Source organism: Chitinophaga sp., from assembly GCF_039596135.1.
Lineage (GTDB): Bacteria > Bacteroidota > Bacteroidia > Chitinophagales > Chitinophagaceae > Chitinophaga.
This window is the reverse complement of record NZ_JBCNKH010000024.1, coordinates 40,300-62,452: the sequence shown is the minus strand read 5'-3', so window position 1 is coordinate 62,452 and position 22,153 is coordinate 40,300. Positions and strand designations below refer to the sequence as shown.

Sequence of the window (22,153 nt, the reverse complement as noted above, 5' to 3'; positions counted from 1 at the left end):
GGTGGTTGGGCCCGAAGGAGGCATTCTCTTTTGTAGGCCAATGAAAACTACCCGCAGGTAAAAGTGCCGGTTGAAAATGTTCTGGCATTGCCGCCAATGAGTACCCGGTCTCCTTTGTACATACAATGCAGGATGCCCCCTCGTTTTGAAAGTTGGGCCGCCATCATATCAGTTTTAGATAATTGCTCCTGCCAGTAAGGAATCAGGGAGCAGTGTGCAGAGCCTGTGACAGGATCTTCGAAGATGGATGCCTGTGGGGTAAAAAAGCGGGAAACAAAATCATATGTTTCTCCCCGGCTGGTCAAAACTATACCTCCGGGATCGAGATTGATTTCATCTATAACCTGCCTGTTGAGCGTAATGTTCCTGATATCACTTTCGTTCTCGTATACTAAAACATAATCTCTTGCCTTTAATACAGCGATCGGTTGTTTGCTCAATCCCCTGGCTATCTGTTCCGGAAGAGTAGTTGGTACTGGTTTGCGTGTGGGAAAGTCCAGGTAGTATAATCCATTGTTAAATGCAACGGCTACCTCTCCACTCACCGTTTTGAAAGTGAGCTGGTGTGCAGATTGCAGGTGGTTCATCAGCACGTAAGCAGTGGCCAGTGTGGCATGTCCACACAGATCCATTTCTATTTCCGGGGTAAACCACCTGAGATGGTATTCATTATTCTTGTGTATAAAGAAGGCAGTTTCCGGCAGCGCCATTTCTTCGGCTATCTTCATTAATATTTCGTCAGGCAGCCATTCTTCCAAAGGAACTACACATGCAGGGTTGCCTTTGAATATTTCGTCGGTAAAACAATCAATCTGGTAGCAGGCATATTTCATGCTGGCTAATATAGATAATTTTAGGGAAGTGAGCGCTTCCTGCTAAAGACCCTTCAACCAATAAATATAATTTTCAAACCTTCCTGATGGCATTTGGAGTAGTGCCGGTGATTCTCTTGAAATAGTTATTAAAATAGGTGGGATATTCAAACCCCAATCCATAGGCGATATCTGCTACGCTCCAGTTGGTATGCTGGAGCAGTGCCCTGGCTTCGGCGGTAATTCTCTCGGCTATGAGTACGGAGGTGGGTTTACCGGTGATGGCCTTTACTGTACGGTTCAGGTAATTGGTATGTACTGACAGGGATTGGGCAAAATCCTGTGCAGTGCGTAACCTGAGCGGTTCAGCAGGGTTATCGATGGGAAACTGTTTTTCCAGCAATTCTAAAAAAGACCGGGTCACGCGGGTAGCGGCATTGTGTTCTCTCAGGTCCTGGCTGGCAGGCTGTACCTGGAGGGCTTCGTGAATAATGAGTTCAATACAGTTGCGGAGCAATTCGTCTCTGTGCTCATAATCACTGTTATATACGGTGAGCATTTTCCTGTATATACCTGTTAGAAATGCTACCTGTTCTGTGTTGAGAGGAAGTATTGGTGATTCGGATGAACGGAATAACGGTGAATGCTGCACCAGGTTGGTCAGTTCCCTGCCAGCAATGAAATCTTCAGTGAAGGCACAGGCATAACCGGATCGTGTAAGGGAACGGGGAACAATCGTATGATGGACATTCGGATTGGCGAAGAAGAGGTAAGTTCCATTTATCTCCACGGTTTTATCTCCGAATTTCAGGAGGAAATCTCCCGTTACCATCACTATTTTATAATAATCTCTTCTGGCAGGTACTTCTGCAGCCGGTACAATGTCGAATACTACATGTACTTTAAACCCCTTTGATCTTAAATCTGCGCCAATGCAGGTACTGATTCGTGTTGCCATCTGGTAAAGTTAAGAAAATCAAACCTATTGGCCGCCAATTGCAGCGAGGCAGGTATTGAATCAGTAAATAAAAGAATTGGAGGCACATGGCATCATCCGGAAAGTGGTGTATGCGCAGTTGCCTCCAAAGGTTGAATATTTTCTGCCTGAACCGGGTGAGTCATTGATTCGTTTGCTGGAAGCAATTCCTTTATTGTAAAGGAGGAAATATTTCAGGCTCTCCCTTAGGAATTTCCCTGACTTCCGCACTCCCTCCATATTTTAATACGGGGCAGGCTTTGGCCAGTTCTGTTGCCTGGTCTATATTCTCTGCACGCAGCAGGATGCTGCTTACCTGTCTCAGATTTTGTTTTTCTGCTGGTTGGCCAATCACCTTGTTTTCTCCCGGATAGGCAAAGCTGGTGATGTAATGGCCGGATGCTTTCCAGTCGGCAATCGCTTTATCCCATTGGGGACCGACGGCTTTGGCTTGTTCTGTAGTATAAGTAACCGGTACGCTGACAAGTACGACAAATGATTTCATGGGTTGCGTGTTTTTGGCGGTGCTGGCAAAGAGCAGCATTGCGATGAGTAAATGTTTCATATAGCAAAGATGCGCCACTACAGGCGGGGGAAATAGTAAAAAATCATTGATTTTACCATTGGGGAGGTGTATTGAAGAAACTGGATGGGGTGAGGCCGGTGAATTGTTTGAAGGCTTTGTTGAAGTGTGCCTGGTCGAAGTAGCCGGCTTCGAGGGCGAGGTCAGTGAAGTCTTTGGAAGAATAGTTTTTTACAATAGCCTGCATGCGTACTAAAGAAGCAAATTGCTTTGGGGTGGTGCCGATTACTTTTCTAAAGCGTTTTTCAAATGCGTCCTGGCTGATGTAGAGTGAGGAGGCGAGCTGGGAGATGTTTAAATTACCTTGTTGCTGTTTGATCTCCCTGGTAGCTGTTAATATTAGTTGATCTGGCTTGCGGCGTTTGAGTTGTTGCAGCAGGAAGTTCTCTGCAACAGAAATGCAGTCTGTGGCGTTGCCCAGTTGATCTTCTAAAGCGGTGATGTCAACCAGGTTATCGAGGGCGATGCTTTCATTGAAAAATTCATGTGCGGGAATGTCAAAGAATGCATTGATCCCGCCTTCTTTGAAGAGTATCAACAGATTGGATGTGCCGGGATTATATTGAATGAGGCGGGGTGTTTTTCTCAGACCAGAAAGCGTGTAAGTAGGCAGTGATTCGTTCTGTAAAGAGATATTACCTTTTAACCGCAGCGCCAATACAGGGACAATGCCTGGTAATACCCTGTTGATAATTAGTTCCTCGCATTCGATGATGCGGAAACCATCGATGTAGGGCTGTAGCGCAGGGGACGGTATGTAGTCATGAATTTTGATACCTGAAGGTATAAAATTTCCTGTTTGATTTAAAAAAAAACGCACCTTACTGGGCGCGCTTTTTTTCTTCTTCACTGGCAGTACTTCTGCTCCTGGCGGCCTTGATGTCTTTGCCGAGGCGGTAGGAGAAGCTTAATGTAGCCAGTCTTGATTCATTTTTATGATAGAAACTACTCTGCTGATCGAGATAATTGATATCGACACGGTAAGTGAATGCATTAAAGATATCATTGGCGGTGAGGCGCAGGGTACCTTTGCCTTTCAGCACATTGGCTTTTACACCCAGGTCTACCTCGCTTAATTCCTTGAAGCGATAAATGTTTTGAATACCAGGACTGGAGTAGAGCGCTGTAATTTCTGCTGCAATACCATTCTTTTTATTGATGGTGAAGGTCTGGTTCAACCGGCCATCGTAGGAGAACATTTTGAAATTATAATGGCTTTGCAGGTAAGCAGATTTTTCCTGTGTGTAATATCCACCTGCTTCTACATTGACGTCCCACCAGTCAGCTGGATGAAAAGCAGCAGCGATCCGCAGACCGGCATTGACACTCAGGCCCAGGTTCTGATGGGTAATGTAGTAGTTTTTAGTAGTATTGTCCTGTACGGTAACGTTGGTGAATATATTGCTGATAGATGTGTAGTTGGCAGTGATGGTATAATTTTCCTTGTAGGTGTAGCCGAGTTCTACATTGTGCACAAAGGCTGGTTGCAGGGCAGGATTACCTACATAGTAATTGTACGGAGATGAGTAATGCCGGGCGGGGTTCATGCGTGCATATTCAGGCCTGTCTATGCGGTAGCCGTAGGTCAGTTGAAACTGGTTGTCGTCATTGAGTTTGTATTGTAAAAATACAGTAGGGAACAGCTTCAGGTAACTGCGTTTGTTTAAAGAATCCAGTGTGATGGAGTAACCACGGGTGTTGGTGTATTCAGCTCTCAGGCCACCCTGTACGGTTAGTTTGTTGAAGGTACCCGAGATATTGGTGTATAGGGCGGTGGTGTTTTCAGTATATTTAAAATGATTGCTTTTTTCAGGCATGAGCACATCGCTTTCGATGAAGGTGAATTTATTATCGCTTTCGATGCTGCTGTATTTAAAACCGGAGGTGAGGTTCCACTTGTTTAGTGTGTAGACGTAATCTGTTTTGCCGGAGAAAATGTTAATGTGTTGAGTGGTGGGGGTATAGATGCGGTAAGCATTATCAGCGTTCACGTGTGCATAGCTGCTGGTGGCGTAGGGGGCGTAATCTACGTCTATATTCAGGCTGCGTTTGCCACTATCCAGTTTCAGGCTATAGTTGATATTGTAGGTATAGCCGCTGCCATATTTTTTATCGGTAGAACTGGTGGCAATAGTGGAGTCGAGGGTAGATTTATCGGCGCTGTAAATGTAGGTAGGGATATTGCCATCGCTGTGGCCAGCGCGGTTATTGCCGGTTACGAGCACACCCAGGATCTGGTTGTCAGTGAGCTGGTAGTCTACACCAAGACGATAGTTATGGCTGTTGGAAGTGAGCACATTGTGGTCGTTGGTTTTCCACCAGGAGTCGCCGAAGTTGATGTCGGTCCTGTTATCCATATAGGTATGCTTATGGCCATAGCCATAGTTGCCATAGATGTTTACTTTATCCTTGCGGTAGTTGAAAGTGGCGCTGCCATTGTAAGAGCCGTAGATGCCCTGAATGTAGTTGCCATTGAGGGCGAGGTTGATGCCCTGCTTTTTCACTTTTTTAGTAACGATATTGATCACAGATCCACCCTGGGCTTCGAAACTGGCAGGCGGATTGGTAAGAACTTCAATTCTTGTTATCATGGAAGAAGGCAGCCCCTGCAGGTAATTCACCAGGTCATCGCCGGAGAGGTGGAGTGGTTTGCCATCCATGTAGACTTCTACCCCTTTGCGGTAGGCAGAGATGGAGTTGTCTGAGTTGACAGTGACCCCGGGGGCTTTGGTCAGGGCATCCCAGGAGGTGCCACCGCTGGCGATGATGCTGTTTTCGACATTGAAGACTACGCGGTCTGTCTGGCGCTCGATGAGCGGTTTGGCAGCAGATACGGTGATGCCTTGTAGTTGTTTCTGGTCTGGTTGCAGGATGATGGGGATAGAGTCAGCAGGGAGTTGGAGTTCCCTGGTGTAAGGCTGAAAACCCATGGATGTGGCCGTGAGGGTGTAGCCTTGGGTCCCTTTAATGTTTGTAAGGGTAAAATGGCCAAGGTCGGTGATGGCGGTGGCGATGTATTTATTTTGCTGGCTAAGGGTAATGGTAACACCGTCGAGCAAGTGACCTTCGGCATCGGTGACAGTGCCGGTGATGGTGGACTGTGCGACTGCAAATAAGGGCAGTAATGTCAGGAGGAGTATGTATATCTTTTTCATGCAACAAACGTACTCCGATGTGATATTAAGGCCGGTTAAACTAGGTTAAATAAGGTTAAATCGTATTTTCGGGACTATAAACACCCCATCTTTGTAACATGAAATGGTTTTCTAAAAAATATGCATATCCTTTGGTGATACTGGCCATGATTGTCAGTGTCGTATTGCAGGTGGTGTGGTTGCGGCAGTTGTACAGGTCACAACTGGTGCAGGTAAGGCGGGATTTGGATCAGGTGGTGAATAATGTGGTACGGAGCAGTAATCTTATGAGTATGTTGCCGGGGAATGAAGGGGATGAGAACTTCCTGAGCTTTTTTCAGTCGCCGGAGTGGTTGCAGTTTAAGGAGGCGTATAGCCGGATGAGAGGACATAAGGTGGTCAGCCGGTTTGAGTCGGATGTGAAGGGGGATAGTACGCTGGTGGATATCAGTATCAGGATACCGAACAAAAAGTACGAGCGGAAGAAACATAAGGTACAGCGAATTTTTGACAAGGGTGAAACGCAGGAGGGGCAGCTGGCGTTGGATTCAGTGGAGTATGCCCGGTTGGATAGTTTGGTGGACCAGGAATTGAGGAAGAATCACCTCAAAGTGAATTATTTTGTAGTGAAGTATGATTGGGAGGAGGGGATGATTGTCAATCATCATACAGCAGCAGAGATTCGTGAGGCGGATTATCATAGTGAGCAGTATAGTTATAATATCCGGTTGTATAATAATTTCCAGTTGGTAGTACCTTCATTGAAGGAGATTGTGTTTTACCAGATGCGGTATTATTTATTGTCCTCATTTTTGATGTTGTTATTGACGGGGGCAGCGTTTTATTTTGTGTTTAGATTGATGAAGCATCAGCATATTTATGCGCAGGCGAGGATTGCATTTACCAGCAATATGACGCATGAGTTGAAAACGCCGGTGGCGGTGATGGAGGCGGCGTTGGATGCAATTACGCGTTATCAGTTGACGGCAGATCCCGAGAAGTTGTTGCAATATATCGATATTAGTAAGACGGAGTTGCACAGGTTGAATATGATGATAGAGAAGGTACTGAACCTGGATGAGGTAGATAATGGGCAGACGCGGTTACGGTCAGAACTGTATGATGTGCAGCAGGGGTTAGAGCAGGTGGTGACTTCGATGCAGTTGCAGAATAAGTCGGCGGGGATCCATTATCATCCTTCGGCGGAGCCTTGTTTTTTGGATGGGGATCCTGTGCATTTGACAAATGTGTTTTATAATTTAATTGACAATGCGCTGAAGTATGGAGGGAAGGATGTGCGGGTGGATGTGAGTTGTGCCTGTACGGAGGATAAAATTATTATCAGTGTGAAAGATAATGGGCCGGGGATTTCTAAGATTTATCATGCGCGGATTTTTGAAAGGTTTTTTAGGGTGCAGGATAATGTGGATGTGCATAATGTGAAGGGATCGGGGTTAGGGTTAAATTATGTGAAGCAGATAGTGGAGAAGCATGGGGGAAAAATACGTGTGGTGAGTGAGTTGGGGAAGGGAAGTGAATTTATCATTGAATTACCAGTTTATAATGAAGTATAAAGTATTGTATGCAGAAGATGAGTTGACGTTGGCTCAGATCATTAGTGATGGTTTGCGGCAGAGTGGGTATGAGGTGGTATTGGCGACGGATGGGAGCCAGGCGTTGGAGGCGTTTCAGCATACGCCGCCGGATATTTGTGTGTTGGATGTGATGATGCCCCTGAAGGATGGGTATACGTTGGCGGAGGATATCAGGAAGTTGGATGCGGGGGTGCCGATTATCTTTTTAAGTGCGAAGTCATTGCCGGAGGATGTGATAAAGGGTTTTAAGAGTGGGGGGAATGATTATTTGCGTAAGCCTTTTAATATGGGGGAGCTGTTGATAAGGATGGAGTCGTTGTTGAGTCGGTTTGGGGTGCGGCAGGCGGCGGGGGCTGTGTATACGTTTGGGAGTTGCAAGTTGGATCCGGTGACGCAGGAGTTGGAGACTTCGGTGGGGAGGTATACGTTGTCTTATAAGGAGGCGGCGTTGTTGGAGTTGTTGTTGCAGAATAAAAATACACTTGTTCCGAGGCAGGTGCCTTTGTTGAAGATATGGGGGGATGATACGTATTATAATGCGAGGAGTATGGATGTGTTTATGAGTCATTTGAGGAAGATGTTGAAGGGGGAGAGTGGGGTGCAGTTGATGAGTATAAGGGGGGCGGGGTACAAGTTGATTGTGTAGTGTTTTTTAAGATTGAGTAGTACGAAAAAATATTTTTTTGTACGGTAGTAAAGTGTTTACCTTGCAGGTATACAACGCGCAAATTGCTTTAACCATTGTTTAATTTTCATTGTCCAACTTTTCAATGAATCATAGTACCATTATTTGTTCCAATCCTGAAATACGAAGTATTTTAATTCCACTGCTTCAAAAGATATTTCAAGTGTCGTTGGAGATTGCAGAAGATTTATATGATACTCATTTGAAAACTCATATTGACCGGCTGAGGGAGTCGGTATGGTTTTTAATTGAGTGGCCTTATGTGGATAAGGTGTATAGGGATAGTTATTATACTTATTTTTCTTCGAAGTTGAGTGAGTATAGAAAAGACTGTATGCTGATATCGCTATTTGAGGGTGAGGTGGTGCCGGAAGATTTTCTACAGAGCCTAATACTATGTTGTATTCTAAATCGTTGATTGGTGCTTTATATCAACATAGATATTATTATCCAAATGATAAAATAGAACGGCTGGAATACGAGCCAGCGACATTTGACACGTTCACAATATTCAATAATAACTTAAACTGATTTTTACATGGCAACATTTATCACCATTCCGGAAGAAGACAATGAAGAATTGCTTAAGAATGATGCACCGGGTTCCTGGCCTAATACGCCTGAAGAACGTGCTGAATGGAACGCATTTTCAGAAGCAGTTAGACAGAGTTATTGGAGGACTCATCCTATTAAACCAGTAGTGGATTACGGTAAGATCGGGTTTAATACAATCGCAAAATAAAAGAGAGGCGGCCCGCCGGGCCGCCTCTCTTTATTACTTAATCGAAATTTTCCCAATCGCTAATTTACTCTTCGCCAACGCCCTATCCGTCTTCCCCACCATATACATTTCATTCCCAATAATAGACCCTAACCTCGGCATCGCCGTAGGCTGATCCGTATTAGAGAAGAACTTACTCCTCGTAATCTTCCCATTTCCCGCATCCAGCGTCATATAAAAACAATCAGACTTACTATAATAATAAATCCTCTTTGCACGCTGCCCAATCTCCGTCACCTCTACATTCACCGGCTTATCATTAAACAGGAACATAATCTTATCATCCTTCTGCCATGCTGCCAAGCTGGAATATTTTAGCTTCGAACTCATTGCTCAGGGTAATAGGTCTGGCAGAAAAAATGCCTGCAGACAATCACTGTTAGGGGGGCGATAGCTGACCAGGCATCAGGAAAAATCCCTGCCAGCGATCTGCCGACAGGGATTGTAAATTATTTCGTCAACGCCCATTCCGGACGGATATAATGACAGGTATACCCATTAGGGTGCTTCTGCAAATAATCCTGATGCTCTTCTTCCGCATCCCAAAAATCACCAGCCGGTACTACCTCTGTCACAATCGGATTAGGATAAATCTTTGCTGCTTCCAGTTCTTTAATCAGTGCCACCGCTGTTTCCTGCTGTGCAGCATCCAGGTAAAAGATCGCAGAACGGTAAGATGTACCTATATCATTCCCCTGCCTATTCCGGGTAGTAGGATTATGTATCTGGAAAAAGAACTCCAGCAGCTGGCGATAAGTAATCACCCCAGGATCGAATTCTATCTTTATCCCCTCTGCATGTGTTCCATGATTCCGGTAAGTCGCGTTTGGCACATCACCACCCGTATAACCTACATGTGTATTGATCACACCCGGCAGCGCACGGATGAGTTCCTCTACACCCCAAAAACAACCACCAGCAAGTATTGCAGTTTGATTAGCCATGTTATCTTCTTTTAATACTGATAAATATCATCTTTTATGCCAAATAGAAAATAGACAGTCATTTTAGCAGTTAATGGCCAGTCTGTCAAAAATGGACATCATTCGTCAGATAATTTATATATATTGCCGCCGATTTGTTTAAATTTTAACCCTGATGTTCGTAATCATTAATATTAAACAAGCGGGACGAAAACATGCCATTCTTGAAAAACAAAAAATAGAGCTGGATGATATTGGCCCCCAACCCACTGTAAAGGACCTGATCACTGCCGTGGTCAAACAACAGGTACATGCATACAATACTAAAAAACCGGGTACAAATGCATTGCCATACCTGACCAGTGAACAAATGGAGGGACAAGCTGCAAATGGCAAGATCGGCTTCGGTAGCATTTACAATGAAGAAAAAGCAGATCTGACCAAAGCGCAGGAAACGGCTCTACAAGCATTTGAAGATGGTATGTATGCCATATTTGCCAACGAGGAAGAACTGAAAAAATTAAGTGATCATTTTGACCTTAACCCAGATACAGTTATCACCTTTATCCGATTAACATTTTTATCCGGTAGCATTTGGTAACCGGACCCTAAAATCATTTTTACGATGAATGCAAAAGAGTTCCTCGACACGAGGATCATTCCGGATTTTGAGAAAAACCTCATTACAACTTTAGTATCCGTGTACAATGGCGATGCCACACACGAACTGCTCACAAAGCGAAATACACAGGTAGCCCTGTTACTATTGGGGAAATTTGAAGGATACGAGATTCCCCACAATGATTATACTACTGATATCAAATACGGCAGCAAACGCTATTTCGGTATGGTAGAATTGCTGCCTGACAACGAGTGGGACGATCCTGAAATGTATAACCTGCTCCGCTATATATTTGGCGATGAAAAAGCAGAATATGTGCGCATTGCATGGAAGAAGTTTCCCCGGCTGGCCTATCAGAAAGGCTACTATCGCCGCTCGTTCCGCTCCCGGGGCACCAGGGAATTGTACCTGCCCAATCAGTTGGATTTCCTCGTCAATGCTATCTTCCAGGTATATCACAAAGAATATGGCACTACTTATTCTTATCAGGTATACGATACTACTATCCAGGAACAGATCTCCTGGGATCATCAGCAGTCTATGGGCTACCTGTACCATATATGGGCTGCAGCACTGGATGCTGGTAATGAAGCGGTTTTTCAGCTGATGGAAGATATTGTATACAACAAGGCTGAAACCGGAAAAGTGACCAACAATATCATCAAAGCCCTGCTGGTGAGCGAGCGCGAAGACTGCTGGGTACTGGTGGAAAAATTATTGCTTGCTGCGCAAAGACAGGAGGGCTTAAGACAATCCATCGTCGAATCTGTTGATACCAGTACCCCTGGCGCTTTCAGACATATGTTGCGCGTGATTGCAGATAATAAGCTCACCAGGTTTGCCGCTGTGATCAGGGCTATCGACGTATGGGCGGGTGTAAGCTGGGAAGCTGAAAAAGAATCGGCTATCAACGCTTTCCTGCTCAAAGCAAGTTATTACATGTTTAACACTTCCGAAATTCCGGAAGGGGTAAAAAGCAAAAATAATGCAGACGTATATATGGCCCTTTGGGCACAAGGTGTGTATAATGTAGATGACACACTTCCTTACCTGCAGGAGTTACTGCAATCGCCATCAGAAGAAAAGCGTGTAATAGCTGTGAAGTTTGCACTGGAAGCAGGCCATTTTCAACTGGACCTGCCTGTAATTATGGCGGGTATTGAAGACGAGAGCCTGGTAGTGAATGCTATAGCTGTGAACATGCTTCAGCTTCGGATGTACTACAATGCTAAACATTATGACCAGTACTACCCCGGCCTGTTCGATAAGCTGCACCGGATCCTGCAACGCTCTGCTGTAAAGGAAAAGACTTTTAGCGGCATTGCATTTTCCTGGTTGAACCTGACTTATAGCAGGAGTAACGTACTCAGCTCCATGGTTGAACTGGTATTGGAATACCCCGACCGACTGGACATTGTACTTTCCTACTTCGAAGAAATGACCCTGGATGTAAAGGAGAAACTGGCAAAAGTAATCCTGCCTGGTTATGCTGTATATTATTGGGATAATAGCAAGCCCAAAACTGCCGTTACCAGTTTTCAGCGCAACTTCGCTATGCGCATTATTAAAGAGAAAGGCGACTTTCTGCAAAAAGCTGCTTTCAATGTGCTGGATACTTTGCAGCTGGACGAAACGGAGAATACTGTATTGATTGATATGCTCAGACGCAAGAGTAGCGGTATGAGAAGCAGGGCTATCGGAATCCTGTTAAATCAAACGGATGAACTGTTGTTATATGCAGTGAATGCCTTGCTGCAGGGTGATGGCGAACAACGGCTGGCTGGCCTGGACATAGCCAGTCAGTGTAAACAGCGGGATCGTCTCACTGCTGAAATTCATCCATTGTTGCTGGTATTCAGCGAAAGGAAGAATATCTCTCCGAAAGAAGAAATATTACTGAAGGAGCTCACGACCGAAAATGCGACTATCGTTTATAATGAGGAGAATGGATATGGTTTGTATAATCCTGCATTGATACAGGCTCCCACCAGGCCTGTGATTGATGAGAATGACTATTATGGTAAATGTATAAAGGAGTCGCCATTTGGCTTCTCTAAACCCGCAGCATACATTCAGGAAGAAATTAAGAAATTGATAGACCTGTTAGTCGCTAACCAGGATCATGAGTATGAAGTAGAACATTACGACGATGCAAGATACAAGCTGCTGCTGGGAAATGTTTTCCGCAGTAAGTATTACAGGATCCCCGACAGTCTGACGACTGAAGAACAATACGCTGCCTACCCATTACCTGAAATATGGAAACAATGGTTTGAAGCATCGGGGTTACAACCGCGAGATCTGTATATAATGGACGAAATTGCTGCGAAGCAATACCACTATAGTTACCAGGAGGCTGAGCCACTGGCAGAATCATATATCCCCAAAATGGCGGCTTACCTGCCTAAGGAAATTACGCAGGAAGTGCGTACCGGAAAACTCCACCTGGTCAGCAGTATCCTTAATGCCCTGCGACTGGTATTCCCATTCAATGAGCAGACAGCATTCCTGGTGGGGGCTACTACCCGATTGTTTGCAAACATTCCCGAAAGCCGGCTCACTAAAGGCAATTATAACTATGGCTGGCAGTCCGAGCAAATGCTGAACTGGTTCCTGTTAAAAATAAATGTATCTAAAATTCCGGATCACCTGGTAGCCCCTGTATGGCAATTGTACCACTGGCGCCAGTTTAGCGGTCTGAAGGAGAATGTCATGGCTGCCATACCCCCGTTGGATCTGTTCTGCCGCGCATTTAGCACAGGTGTGATTGCTGAAAGTGAAATGTATAGGGGAATAATATCCCGCGATCATATCCGGGAGTTATCTACAAAACGGAGGTATAAGGGACAGCGTGATTACTTTGCTGACTATCCATTCCTGCAGGACATGTACATCCGTGTGAGAGAACAATTGCTGGATATTGAATTGAAACGCGGTGACTCTGCTACTCCTGTATCGGCTTTTGTGACTGCAATAGAAAGACTGGAAGGTACGCATCGTTTTGCACAAATACTGGCCGGGTTGGGTAAAGACTCCTTACATAAAGGATATATCTATTCTGCTGATCATAAAAATAAGCAACAGCAATTCAGTTCGCTGCTTAAAAAATGTTATCCATCTTCTACTGATACGCAGGAACAATTTAACGATGCCATGCGTGCCATCAGTGCAAAAGAAGAACGACTGATAGAAGCTGCGGTATATGCCCCGCAATGGCAAAAGCTGGTAAGTGGTTATCTGAACTGGAAAGGGCTGGATACCGCTATCTGGTGGTTGCATGTGCATACCAAATCTGACGCTTACTCCGCCAATAATGCTGATTTTGAAAGCGCTGTAGCACTGTATACTTCTATTGAGTTGCAGGACTTTAAAGATGGTGCGGTGGATAAAGACTGGTTCCAGCAGGCATACAAAGAAATTGGTAAAGACCGTTGGCAAAAAGTGTATAACGCTGCGAAATATATCAGTGATGGAAATGGTCATCGCAGGGCACGTTTGTATGCCGATGTAATCACCGGTGATCTGAAGATCAAAGAGGTGACTCAAAAGGTGAAGGAGAAAAGAGACCAGGATTACCTGCGCATGTATGGATTGATTCCATTGAGCAAGGCAAATCCACAAAAGGATATCCTTGGCAGATATGAATACATTCAGCAATTCAAAAAGGAGAGCAAACAGTTTGGTGCGCAAAAACAAACCAGCGAAGGTATTGCTATCCGCATTGCGATGGAGAACCTGGCAAGGAATGCAGGGTATGCTGATCCGATGCGCCTGAGCTGGGCAATGGAAACCAAACAGGTACAGCATATTCTTGCTAAAGAAACACAGGTACAATATGATGATGTGCTGATTGGCCTGATCATCGAAGATGATGGCGAAGCAGATGTAGTGGCTTTCAAAGGTGATAAAAAACTGGCGGCTGTACCGGCAAAGTATAAGAAGGATAAGAAAGTACTGGAACTACAGGAGTTTAAGAAAACACTGAAGGAGCAATTCCGTCGTTCACGTAAGTCGCTGGAAGAAGCCATGGTAAGAGGTGATGGCTTTGAAGCGCCAGAGTTGGCTGGTTTGTTTAGTCACCCGGTGATTGCAAAGCATTTGGAAAAGCTGGTGTTTGTGACCAGTAAAGGACATGGTTTCTGGAAGGATCATACATTGGTATCAGCTGCTGGCACTAAAGTGATGATTGCGGAAGATGAGGTGGTGCGCATAGCACACTGTACAGACCTCTATGCCAGTGGTAGTTGGGCGGATTACCAGCATTATTGTTTTGCGCAGCGCTTACAACAACCGTTTAAACAAATCTTCCGCGAACTGTATACTCCATTGGCAGAAGAACTGGAAGAGAAATCCATCTCCCGCCGTTACGCTGGTCACCAGGTACAGCCAGCGAAGACGGTGGCATTGCTGAAATCAAGAGGCTGGAAAGTAGACCATGAAGAAGGTTTGCAAAAGGCATTCCACAAGGAAGGGTTTGTGGTGAAGATGTATGCACAGGCAAACTGGTTCTCCCCTGCGGAAGTAGAAAGCCCGGTGCTGGAAGAGGTGATCTTCCATGACCTGAAGACGTATAAGAATGTCGCCTTCAAAGATATTGACCCACGCATCTTCAGTGAGGTCATGCGCGATATTGACCTGGTGGTAAGTGTGGCGCATGTGGGTGGTGTAGATCCGGAGGCAAGTCATTCTACTATCGAAATGAGGGCGGTATTGCTGAAAGAAACCGCGAGGTTGTTTAAACTGGACAACGTGACTGTAGTGGGTAACCACGCGAAGATCAGGGGGCAATACGGCGAATACAGTGTACACCTGGGAAGTGCCATTGTACATATGATGCCGGGCAGGTACCTGTCTATCCTGCCGGTGCATTCACAGCAGCGGGGAAGATTGTTCCTGCCATTTGCAGACGACGATCCTAAGTCAGCCGAAGTGATGTCTAAAGTATTGTTACTTGCAAGGGACAAAGAGATCCAGGATCCGACCATTATTCAACAGTTAACGTTTTGATTATGTATGACTTAGGTTAGGCGGACCCTTTTGCTGAAATAATATAAATCTTATCTTAAATTATATACATCCGGAGTTGTATCTTTGTTGGTACATGAAAAGGATAACCGCAATATGTTTATTACTGCTTTACTCTCTGACCCTTGTTGGTCTGGGTGTAAAGCAGTTTTATTGTTGTGGTAAGCTGAAGGAGGTCTCCGTTGGGCTGGCGGGTGCTACCAAGCATGAGTGCGAAATGGAGAAGGAGCACAAGGGTTGTTGCGAAACGGCCTTTAAGACCCTGAAGGTAGAGGATAGTCATTTCTCTGCTGCGGGTGTGACTGTTCCATCCACATTCTTCTTTACACTGGTGAATGTACAGCTTAGTGCATGGACTGCAGAACCTGTAACAGATCTGCCCTACCAGTTGAATTGTGGTAATGGGCCACCACTACATAATATTGTCCCCGGTTATATTCTGCATTGTATTTATAGAGTTTGATACCCCACAATAAGTGAATTAGCCATCCTCAGGCTAAGATGTGATTTCTTTCTATTTATTTTTCAAGTTTTAACTTTATGTATAAGTTTATTATGCTAATAGGTTTCCTATTATGCTATTCAAATATCCTATCTGCACAACAACATATATCTATACCTGTATCCGGCGTTTGTGACCAATGTCAGCATAGAATTGAAACTGCCGCCAAAGGTAGTGGTGTGAATATGGCTCATTGGGATGTAGAAAGTAAAATGCTGCACCTGGAGTATGATTCTACACAAACAAATGTAAATACAATTGAAGACCGTATTCTGAAAGCAGGGCATGACGTAGATAATAAGAAGGCCAGTGCAAAGGCTTACAATGCATTGCCGGAATGTTGTCACTACAGGGTGAATGAACAGCAGTTAAAAGAGGTGGTGGTGAATACCCGTGTCAAAACTACGCAAATATCTTCTCTTGCTACCGCAAGGACAGAAGTAATGACCAGTAAGGAATTATTAAAGGCTGCCTGTTGTAATTTAAGCGAGAGCTTTGAAACCAATCCTTCAGTAGATGTATCTTATAATGATGCCATCACTGGTTCCAAACAGATCCAGTTATTAGGACTGAGTGGGAATTATACCCAACTGACGGTGGAAAACCTGCCTGGTCCGCGAGGTTTGGCTACGCCATTAGGTCTGAACTCAATTGCAGGCCCATGGGTAGAATCTATCCAGCTGACCAAAGGGATTGGTTCAGTAGCGAATGGTTATGAAAGCATAGCCGGGCAAATCAACGTGGAATTAAAGAAACCAGAGAATAGTGAACAATTATATGCTAATGTGTATGTGAACGACTTTGGCAAGACGGATGTAAATGTGAACCTGGCGCAAAAGATCAATTCAAAGTGGTCTGTAGGGTTGTTATTGCACGATGATTTCCTGGCAAATAAGAAAGTAGATTTCACGAAAGATGGTTTTAGGGATGTACCTACCGGGAACCTGTTCAGCGCGGTGAACAGGTGGAAGTATGATAATGGAAAAGGGTTTATGACCATCTTTGGGGTGAAGGTGTTGAAAGATGAAAAGAAGGGCGGACAGATAGATTATAAATCCGGTTCTTCTTTGTATGGACTGGGTATTAATACAGACAGGTATGAGGCGTTTGCAAAGATTGGGTATACCTTTCCATCTAAACCTTATAAGAGCGTAGGGTTGCAGTTAGCGGGTATCAGTCATACGCAGAACTCTTATTTTGGTGTGACGAAGTATGATGGCGATCAGAAGAGTGTGTATGCAAACCTGATTTATCAGTCTATTATTGGTACGACTACCCATAAGTTCAGAACAGGTTTGAGCTTTTTGAATGACAACTATAATGAGACTTTGAATGCGCTGAAGTATAAAAGAACAGAGGTGGTACCGGGTGCATTTTTCGAATACACCTTTACGCCTGTTGAAACCTTCAGTGTAGTAGCAGGTTTGCGTGGAGATAATAACAGCCTGTTTGGCTTTTTCCTGACACCTCGTATTCATGTGAGGTATGAGCCTTTTCCGGGAACTACCGTACGTGTAAGTGCGGGTAGAGGTCAGCGGACGGCGAACATCCTGGCGGAGAATATGAGTGTGATGGCGAGTGCGAGGAACATCAATATCCTGGGTACGACGGGTGGCAAGGCGTATGGTTTGAACCCGGAAGTAGCGTGGAATAAAGGGATCAGTGTAGACCAAAAGCTGACGTTGTTTGGCCGCGATGCGATGGTGAGTGTGGATTATTTCAGGAATGATTTCAATGACCAGGTGGTAGTGGATTTAGAAGATCCAACAGCCGCAAAGTTTTATAACCTGGATGGAAAGTCTTATTCCAATAGTATGCAGGCAGAGATTACGGCGGAACCATTGCCTAAACTGGATGTGCGGGTAGCTTACCGTTATTTTGATGTAAAGACCACTTATAGCGGTATTTTAAAACAAAGACCGCTCACGGCTAAGCATCGTGTATTTGCTAACCTGGCGTATGGGGTGAAGACCTGGAAATTTGATTATACAGTGAATTACAATGGTCCTAAGCGGATACCGATGACGGCGGTGAGTCCTGAAGCATATTCACAAAGTTATGTGACCATGAATGCACAGGTGAGTAAGACATTTGCGAAGAGACTGGATATCTATGTGGGTGCAGAGAACCTGACTAATTTTTACCAGAAGGATCCGGTGATTAATGCGGGACAGCCGTTTGGTGCTGGTTTTGATGCGGGTATGGTATGGGGACCGGTGATTGGAAGAATGTTTTATGGCGGGTTGAGATATAAAATTTAATGATAGCGTAATGGGGGTTATAGGTTATTGAAATTATTTATATAATTTGGCGCCCGTAAACCGACCCCCATTACTGCATGAAGAAGAAATTCATTTACCAGGACGAGAATTCGCACAAATTTTGGAACATTGAGATTAACCTAACAAGTCTGACCGTAATATTTGGGAAATACGGCACAACGGGACAAGCTCAGACAAAACTATTCTCCTCTGTAGAAGACTGTATCAAAGCAGCAGAAAAACTCATTGCTGAAAAAACAAAGAAAGGCTACAAACCTGTGGTGGAAGACCTGCCACCCAAAGAGTTGTACAATGATTTAATAGCGGTAGCCAGGATACTGGAAGCGCAGTTTCCTGACAAGGTAGAAATTACACCTGTAACGGCTGATCACATCAAAGAGATGGAAGCAGCTGTGGGATTCCCCATGGATGAGGAATTTCAGGCTTACTGGCTGGAAAAGGGTTCTTTCTTTTTTGACAAGGATGATTTTGTTTGTGCCATTTATGCTTTTGATGAAAATGGGCAGAATGCGAATAACCTGTATGGGTTTCTTTCTGTTTATTGCCATATACACAGCTGTCATTTTGATGCATTGGATGATGAGCGGGATTTTTTATCCCAGCGGACGATTGTGTTAGGGTTGATTATTAGTGGAGATGAGAAGTGGGTATTGGTGAATAATCCTGTGGGGATTTATCTGATATATTTTGAGAAGGAGTTTCAGCATTATAGTGAGGAGGAGTTTATGGAGTTACTGGCACCGGTGTTGGAGGCGAAGGCGGGGGCGACGTATACTGTGACTGAGAAGGTAGTTGTGGAATCTTCAGAAGATGCCTTAGAAGAGGTGTCAGAAGAAACTTCAGCAGAAGCTTCAGAAGAGGCCAATGAATATGGATTTAAAGAACTGCCTTATAGAGAAGTATTGGACCTGTTAGATGTAGATCAGTTATTCGACAACTGGGATGGGCAATATGGGTATGATACAGAAGAAGAATACTTTGAAGACTACGGAGATATCTATGTATACGAAGGCGATTTACAGGTGAATAAAAACCTGGATGGGGCTGGAAGTTTATTGGTAGTGATTGGTAACCTGACTGTAGCCGGAAAACTGGATGTGCCTTATTATGTAACCGGGAATACTACTGCCGATTACCTGATTCTGAATACATTACAATATACTGCCGGCACAGAAACCATTCGATATATGGCAGTAGCATGGGGACAGGATGATGAAATGGTGCATAAGATGCCTTTCAGAAAAATCAATGCCCCTTATTTCTTTTCCTGGTTTTATGACCTGGATTGTTTTGAGTTTGGGCCTGATACGGTCATCACTGCACTGTATGATCAGGATTCACTGGACTATTATAAAACCAATAATGTTTTTCTTGCATGGCATAATTATGCATTGGCATTCCGGCCTGAGTTGTGCTATGTGGTGGAAGCGGCGCATTATGATATGCTTGGTATAAATCTCAGTGCATTCTATGAAGCGTTGAAGAATAACCAGTCTGTATGGAAGGATGGAGTGACGCCGGAAGGGATTCAATTAACAGAGCAGGGAATGATACTGAGGGGGCAGCAGGAGAAACCGGAAGCCTATCATCGTTTCAAAGCAGCCATTGCCGCGGCCCCGGGTTATTATTTACCTTATTTCAAAGCAGGAGAATGTTTGTTTGGTGAAAGGGCTTATGAGCAGGCGTTGGTGTACTTTAAAAAAGGAATTCCGCTATCGCCGGAAAAGTTATTATACGATTATGGTTGTATCGCGCAAGCGGCGCTTTGTGAAGTACGATTGGGTAATTATGATGCCGCCATTGAACTTGCTAAAACAGGCCGTGAATCTGATTATTTCCTGAGGCGTGTATGGGGCGAAGCGTTGATATTGCAAGGTAAGTTGGATGAGGCGATCGTTTTGCTGGAGAAGTCGGTAGAAGTAAGATCTGTTTTCTCAAATTCCTGGTTGTTGGGGCTGGCTTATTACTTAAAGGGGAATAAGCAGGAGGCGATTAAAAATTATGATACGGCCAGCTATTATAGTAAAAAGGCGCAGCCTTATGAGCAGCATACGACCCTGCATTATTTCTATGGCGATAATGTGAGGGTGAACTGGGATGCGGAAGGGCCTTCGCAAATAGTAAAGGACCAGGCGTATTGGAATGAGTTCTTTAATAGTAATACAGTATCGTTTGATAACCTGCTGCGGGTGCCGGAACAATTCAGGACGAGCCAGATGGTATCCACTTTGTTATTGCAAAAAGATGTGGACGGGCATATATTAAAATATATAAGTCCGGCATTGTATACGCAGGAGATCATCCTGCAGGCAGTGGACAGGGAGTCGCCGCTTAGGTATGAGGAAATACCAGCGGAGTTCCTGACGGAGGAGGTGTTTGCCGTGCATCCGCATGGGGTGTCGCTGGCGTATCTGCCAAAAGAGAAGATGACGTATGAGATGTGTTTTGAAAAGGTGAAATTTGATCAATACAATTATAATCATATACCGGAGGCATTCAGGGATGAACGAATGAATATCGCGCTGATAGCTGGTGGTGGGTTGAGAGATGTTAATTATAAGCCCCTGCCAAAGAAATATTATACCAATGAATATATACTACAGGCCATAGACCTGGGGATACATGCCATTGGTAATATTCCTGCAAGACTGGTGGATAAGGAGGTATATGATTATGCCTTTGCAAAATATGGGCAGGAGCGCGAGTGGCCGTTTATTGTAGATCAGTATAACAGGGAGCGCTGGCGCTATGGTTCACGGAGTGATGTGGAAGAGATGGGGCAACATATTTTGCGGCATACAATTGATAAGGTAGATGTTCGGCGGATTAATAAGCATAGTTATGCGTATTATAAAAAGTACCTGGCCGGGTCGATGCCGGCGGCATGGGAAGAGCGGAAGGACATTACCAATGAATACCTGGAGACGGAAGAATTCGACTATAATACTTTTGAAAATGTATGGGCCTGTTTTTGGGATGAAGCGTTTATTCTCAAAGCGCTGAAAGCGGGAGACCACTTGTATAATGTACCTGCTCAGTATATCACCCCCAAGATAGCGGAGGAAGCGGTTGATTTGTATGCATATGATTTCCTGTATGTACCAAAATCGATGCTGACCTTAGCGCTTTGTGAAAAAGTATTTAGTGGTAGTGAGTTTTATAATTTAGATGCGGTACCACTGGCTATGCGTACGGCTAAGATATGTGCGATTGCTGTGGGTAGAGATGTTGCAAATTTCAAATTTGTACCGCTTGAATTGCGCGATCCGGAGTTTTGTGCAGCGGTGGTGGCAAGGAAGCCAGCGCTTAGTATATATGTGCCACATCAGCATTATGCAGCTACTTTTGAGATAGTGGATAAGCGGTTTGGAAAGCGGGTTGAAGCAGGGTATGTGTCGGTGAACCGGGGATTGGGGTTGATTATAAATGGAGATTATGAGTTGGCGGTACAGCAGTTGGTAAAGGTAGGAGATAGCTATCGTCATCAGGCTGTTTATTACCTGGGATGGATCAGTTATTTAAAAGGCGATGAAAAACCGGCAAAAGAGTATTGGCGGCAATCGCAGGATATCGCGAAGGCGGGGGAGATAGATGAAGAGGAGTGGATAAAATATGCTTATGCAGCGTTTCAATTGCCAGAGGTGCCGGGTGTGTATGAGTTTAACCAGGATACGTTTGATGAGCAAATGCGGGAGGCTTCATTATTGGTGCAGGATAAGCAATTTGAACTGGCATTAAGCGGGTTGGCGCAGGTGGAGAAATTACTGATTGATGCACAAAGTGGTGAAATGCGTTTGTGGGCATATGTATGGGATCATCAGCGGTATGCATTGTACGAGGCGGGACAGCGGGAGGAATCATTGGCGATATGCCGTAAGATGATTGCTGAATTGGGGAAGGTTACATTGTGGGAGTACCTGGAGGAGCATAATCCTATACGGGCTGCATTGCGCAATGCGCATAATAGTCTGGCCTATCATTGTTATGAGCATGGTGAGATTGTGGAGGGGTTGAAGCATAGTAAGATGTGTATGAAGACGATAGCGGCGATAGAGGATAAGGAGGTGTTGAACCCGTTTTATGAAACGCAGGCGTTATTGATGCATAAAGCGGGGGATGTGAAAGGGTTTGAGAAGGCGGTGGGGAAGATTAGGAAATTGAAACTTTCGATTGGGGAAGAGTTGGAGAAAATTATGTCCTAAAGGGTATGTTTTGAATGAAATGGGGAATGTA

General features: G+C 44.6%; 15 protein-coding genes. 8 read left to right on the top strand and 7 right to left on the bottom strand.

Features of this window, described 5'->3' with window-relative positions; translation table 11 throughout:
* Nucleotides 1-47 precede the first annotated feature (47 nt).
* From ABDW16_RS15800 to ABDW16_RS15780, 5 genes are all read right to left on the bottom strand, one after another.
* Entirely contained in the window at nt 48-833 is a 786-nt protein-coding gene (locus tag ABDW16_RS15800) for a PhzF family phenazine biosynthesis protein (protein ID WP_343670977.1), read from the bottom strand.
* A 73-nt stretch (nt 834-906) separates the two neighbouring features.
* Complete coding sequence (locus tag ABDW16_RS15795; RefSeq protein WP_343670976.1) at nt 907-1,770, bottom strand: AraC family transcriptional regulator; 864 nt, start codon at nt 1,768-1,770, stop codon at nt 907-909.
* Between the two features lie 190 nt (nt 1,771-1,960).
* The gene (locus ABDW16_RS15790) at nt 1,961-2,353 is read right to left on the bottom strand and encodes a YciI family protein (RefSeq protein ID WP_343670975.1); all 393 of its coding nucleotides are present in this window, start codon (nt 2,351-2,353) and stop codon (nt 1,961-1,963) included.
* Between the two features lie 52 nt (nt 2,354-2,405).
* Nucleotides 2,406-3,191, bottom strand: coding sequence for a helix-turn-helix transcriptional regulator (locus tag ABDW16_RS15785; RefSeq protein ID WP_343670973.1), 786 nt, complete (start codon nt 3,189-3,191; stop codon nt 2,406-2,408).
* 1 nt (nt 3,192) lies between these two features.
* The gene (locus tag ABDW16_RS15780) at nt 3,193-5,526 is read right to left on the bottom strand and encodes a TonB-dependent receptor (protein ID WP_343670971.1); all 2,334 of its coding nucleotides are present in this window, start codon (nt 5,524-5,526) and stop codon (nt 3,193-3,195) included.
* 98 nt (nt 5,527-5,624) lie between these two features.
* On the opposite strand from ABDW16_RS15780, the gene ABDW16_RS15775 reads away from it, so the two are divergent.
* The 3 genes from ABDW16_RS15775 to ABDW16_RS15765 all read left to right on the top strand — a co-directional run bounded on the left by ABDW16_RS15775 (nt 5,625) and on the right by ABDW16_RS15765 (nt 8,527).
* Complete coding sequence (locus ABDW16_RS15775) at nt 5,625-7,079, top strand: HAMP domain-containing sensor histidine kinase (protein ID WP_343670969.1); 1,455 nt, start codon at nt 5,625-5,627, stop codon at nt 7,077-7,079.
* Complete coding sequence (locus tag ABDW16_RS15770) at nt 7,069-7,746, top strand: response regulator transcription factor (RefSeq protein WP_343670968.1); 678 nt, start codon at nt 7,069-7,071, stop codon at nt 7,744-7,746. Before ABDW16_RS15775 ends, ABDW16_RS15770 begins: the two co-directional genes overlap by 11 nt.
* A 577-nt stretch (nt 7,747-8,323) precedes the next feature.
* A complete protein-coding gene (locus tag ABDW16_RS15765; protein WP_343670967.1) occupies nt 8,324-8,527 on the top strand; it encodes a hypothetical protein in 204 nt (67 codons plus the stop codon).
* A 33-nt stretch (nt 8,528-8,560) separates the two neighbouring features.
* On the opposite strand, the gene ABDW16_RS15760 is transcribed toward ABDW16_RS15765, so the two are convergent.
* Entirely contained in the window at nt 8,561-8,896 is a 336-nt protein-coding gene (locus tag ABDW16_RS15760; RefSeq protein ID WP_343670965.1) for a hypothetical protein, read from the bottom strand.
* Nucleotides 8,897-9,015: 119 nt separating this feature from the next.
* Complete coding sequence (msrA, locus tag ABDW16_RS15755; RefSeq protein ID WP_343670964.1) at nt 9,016-9,510, bottom strand: peptide-methionine (S)-S-oxide reductase MsrA; 495 nt, start codon at nt 9,508-9,510, stop codon at nt 9,016-9,018.
* 154 nt (nt 9,511-9,664) lie between these two features.
* On the opposite strand from msrA, the gene ABDW16_RS15750 reads away from it, so the two are divergent.
* The 5 genes from ABDW16_RS15750 (at nt 9,665) to ABDW16_RS15730 (ending at nt 22,122) form a co-directional block, all read left to right on the top strand.
* Nucleotides 9,665-10,090: a hypothetical protein gene (locus tag ABDW16_RS15750; RefSeq protein ID WP_343670963.1), complete on the top strand. Its 426-nt coding sequence runs from the start codon at nt 9,665-9,667 to the stop codon at nt 10,088-10,090.
* Between the two features lie 24 nt (nt 10,091-10,114).
* Nucleotides 10,115-15,118 carry a DUF4132 domain-containing protein gene (locus tag ABDW16_RS15745; RefSeq protein ID WP_343670962.1) on the top strand — a complete coding sequence of 1,668 codons (5,004 nt, stop codon included), beginning with the start codon at nt 10,115-10,117 and terminating at the stop codon, nt 15,116-15,118.
* 94 nt (nt 15,119-15,212) lie between these two features.
* The gene (locus tag ABDW16_RS15740) at nt 15,213-15,599 is read left to right on the top strand and encodes a hypothetical protein (protein ID WP_343670961.1); all 387 of its coding nucleotides are present in this window, start codon (nt 15,213-15,215) and stop codon (nt 15,597-15,599) included.
* Between the two features lie 77 nt (nt 15,600-15,676).
* The gene (locus ABDW16_RS15735) at nt 15,677-17,899 is read left to right on the top strand and encodes a TonB-dependent receptor (protein WP_343670959.1); all 2,223 of its coding nucleotides are present in this window, start codon (nt 15,677-15,679) and stop codon (nt 17,897-17,899) included.
* A gap of 77 nt (nt 17,900-17,976) precedes the next feature.
* The gene (locus tag ABDW16_RS15730) at nt 17,977-22,122 is read left to right on the top strand and encodes a WGR domain-containing protein (protein ID WP_343670958.1); all 4,146 of its coding nucleotides are present in this window, start codon (nt 17,977-17,979) and stop codon (nt 22,120-22,122) included.
* Nucleotides 22,123-22,153: the final 31 nt, after the last annotated feature.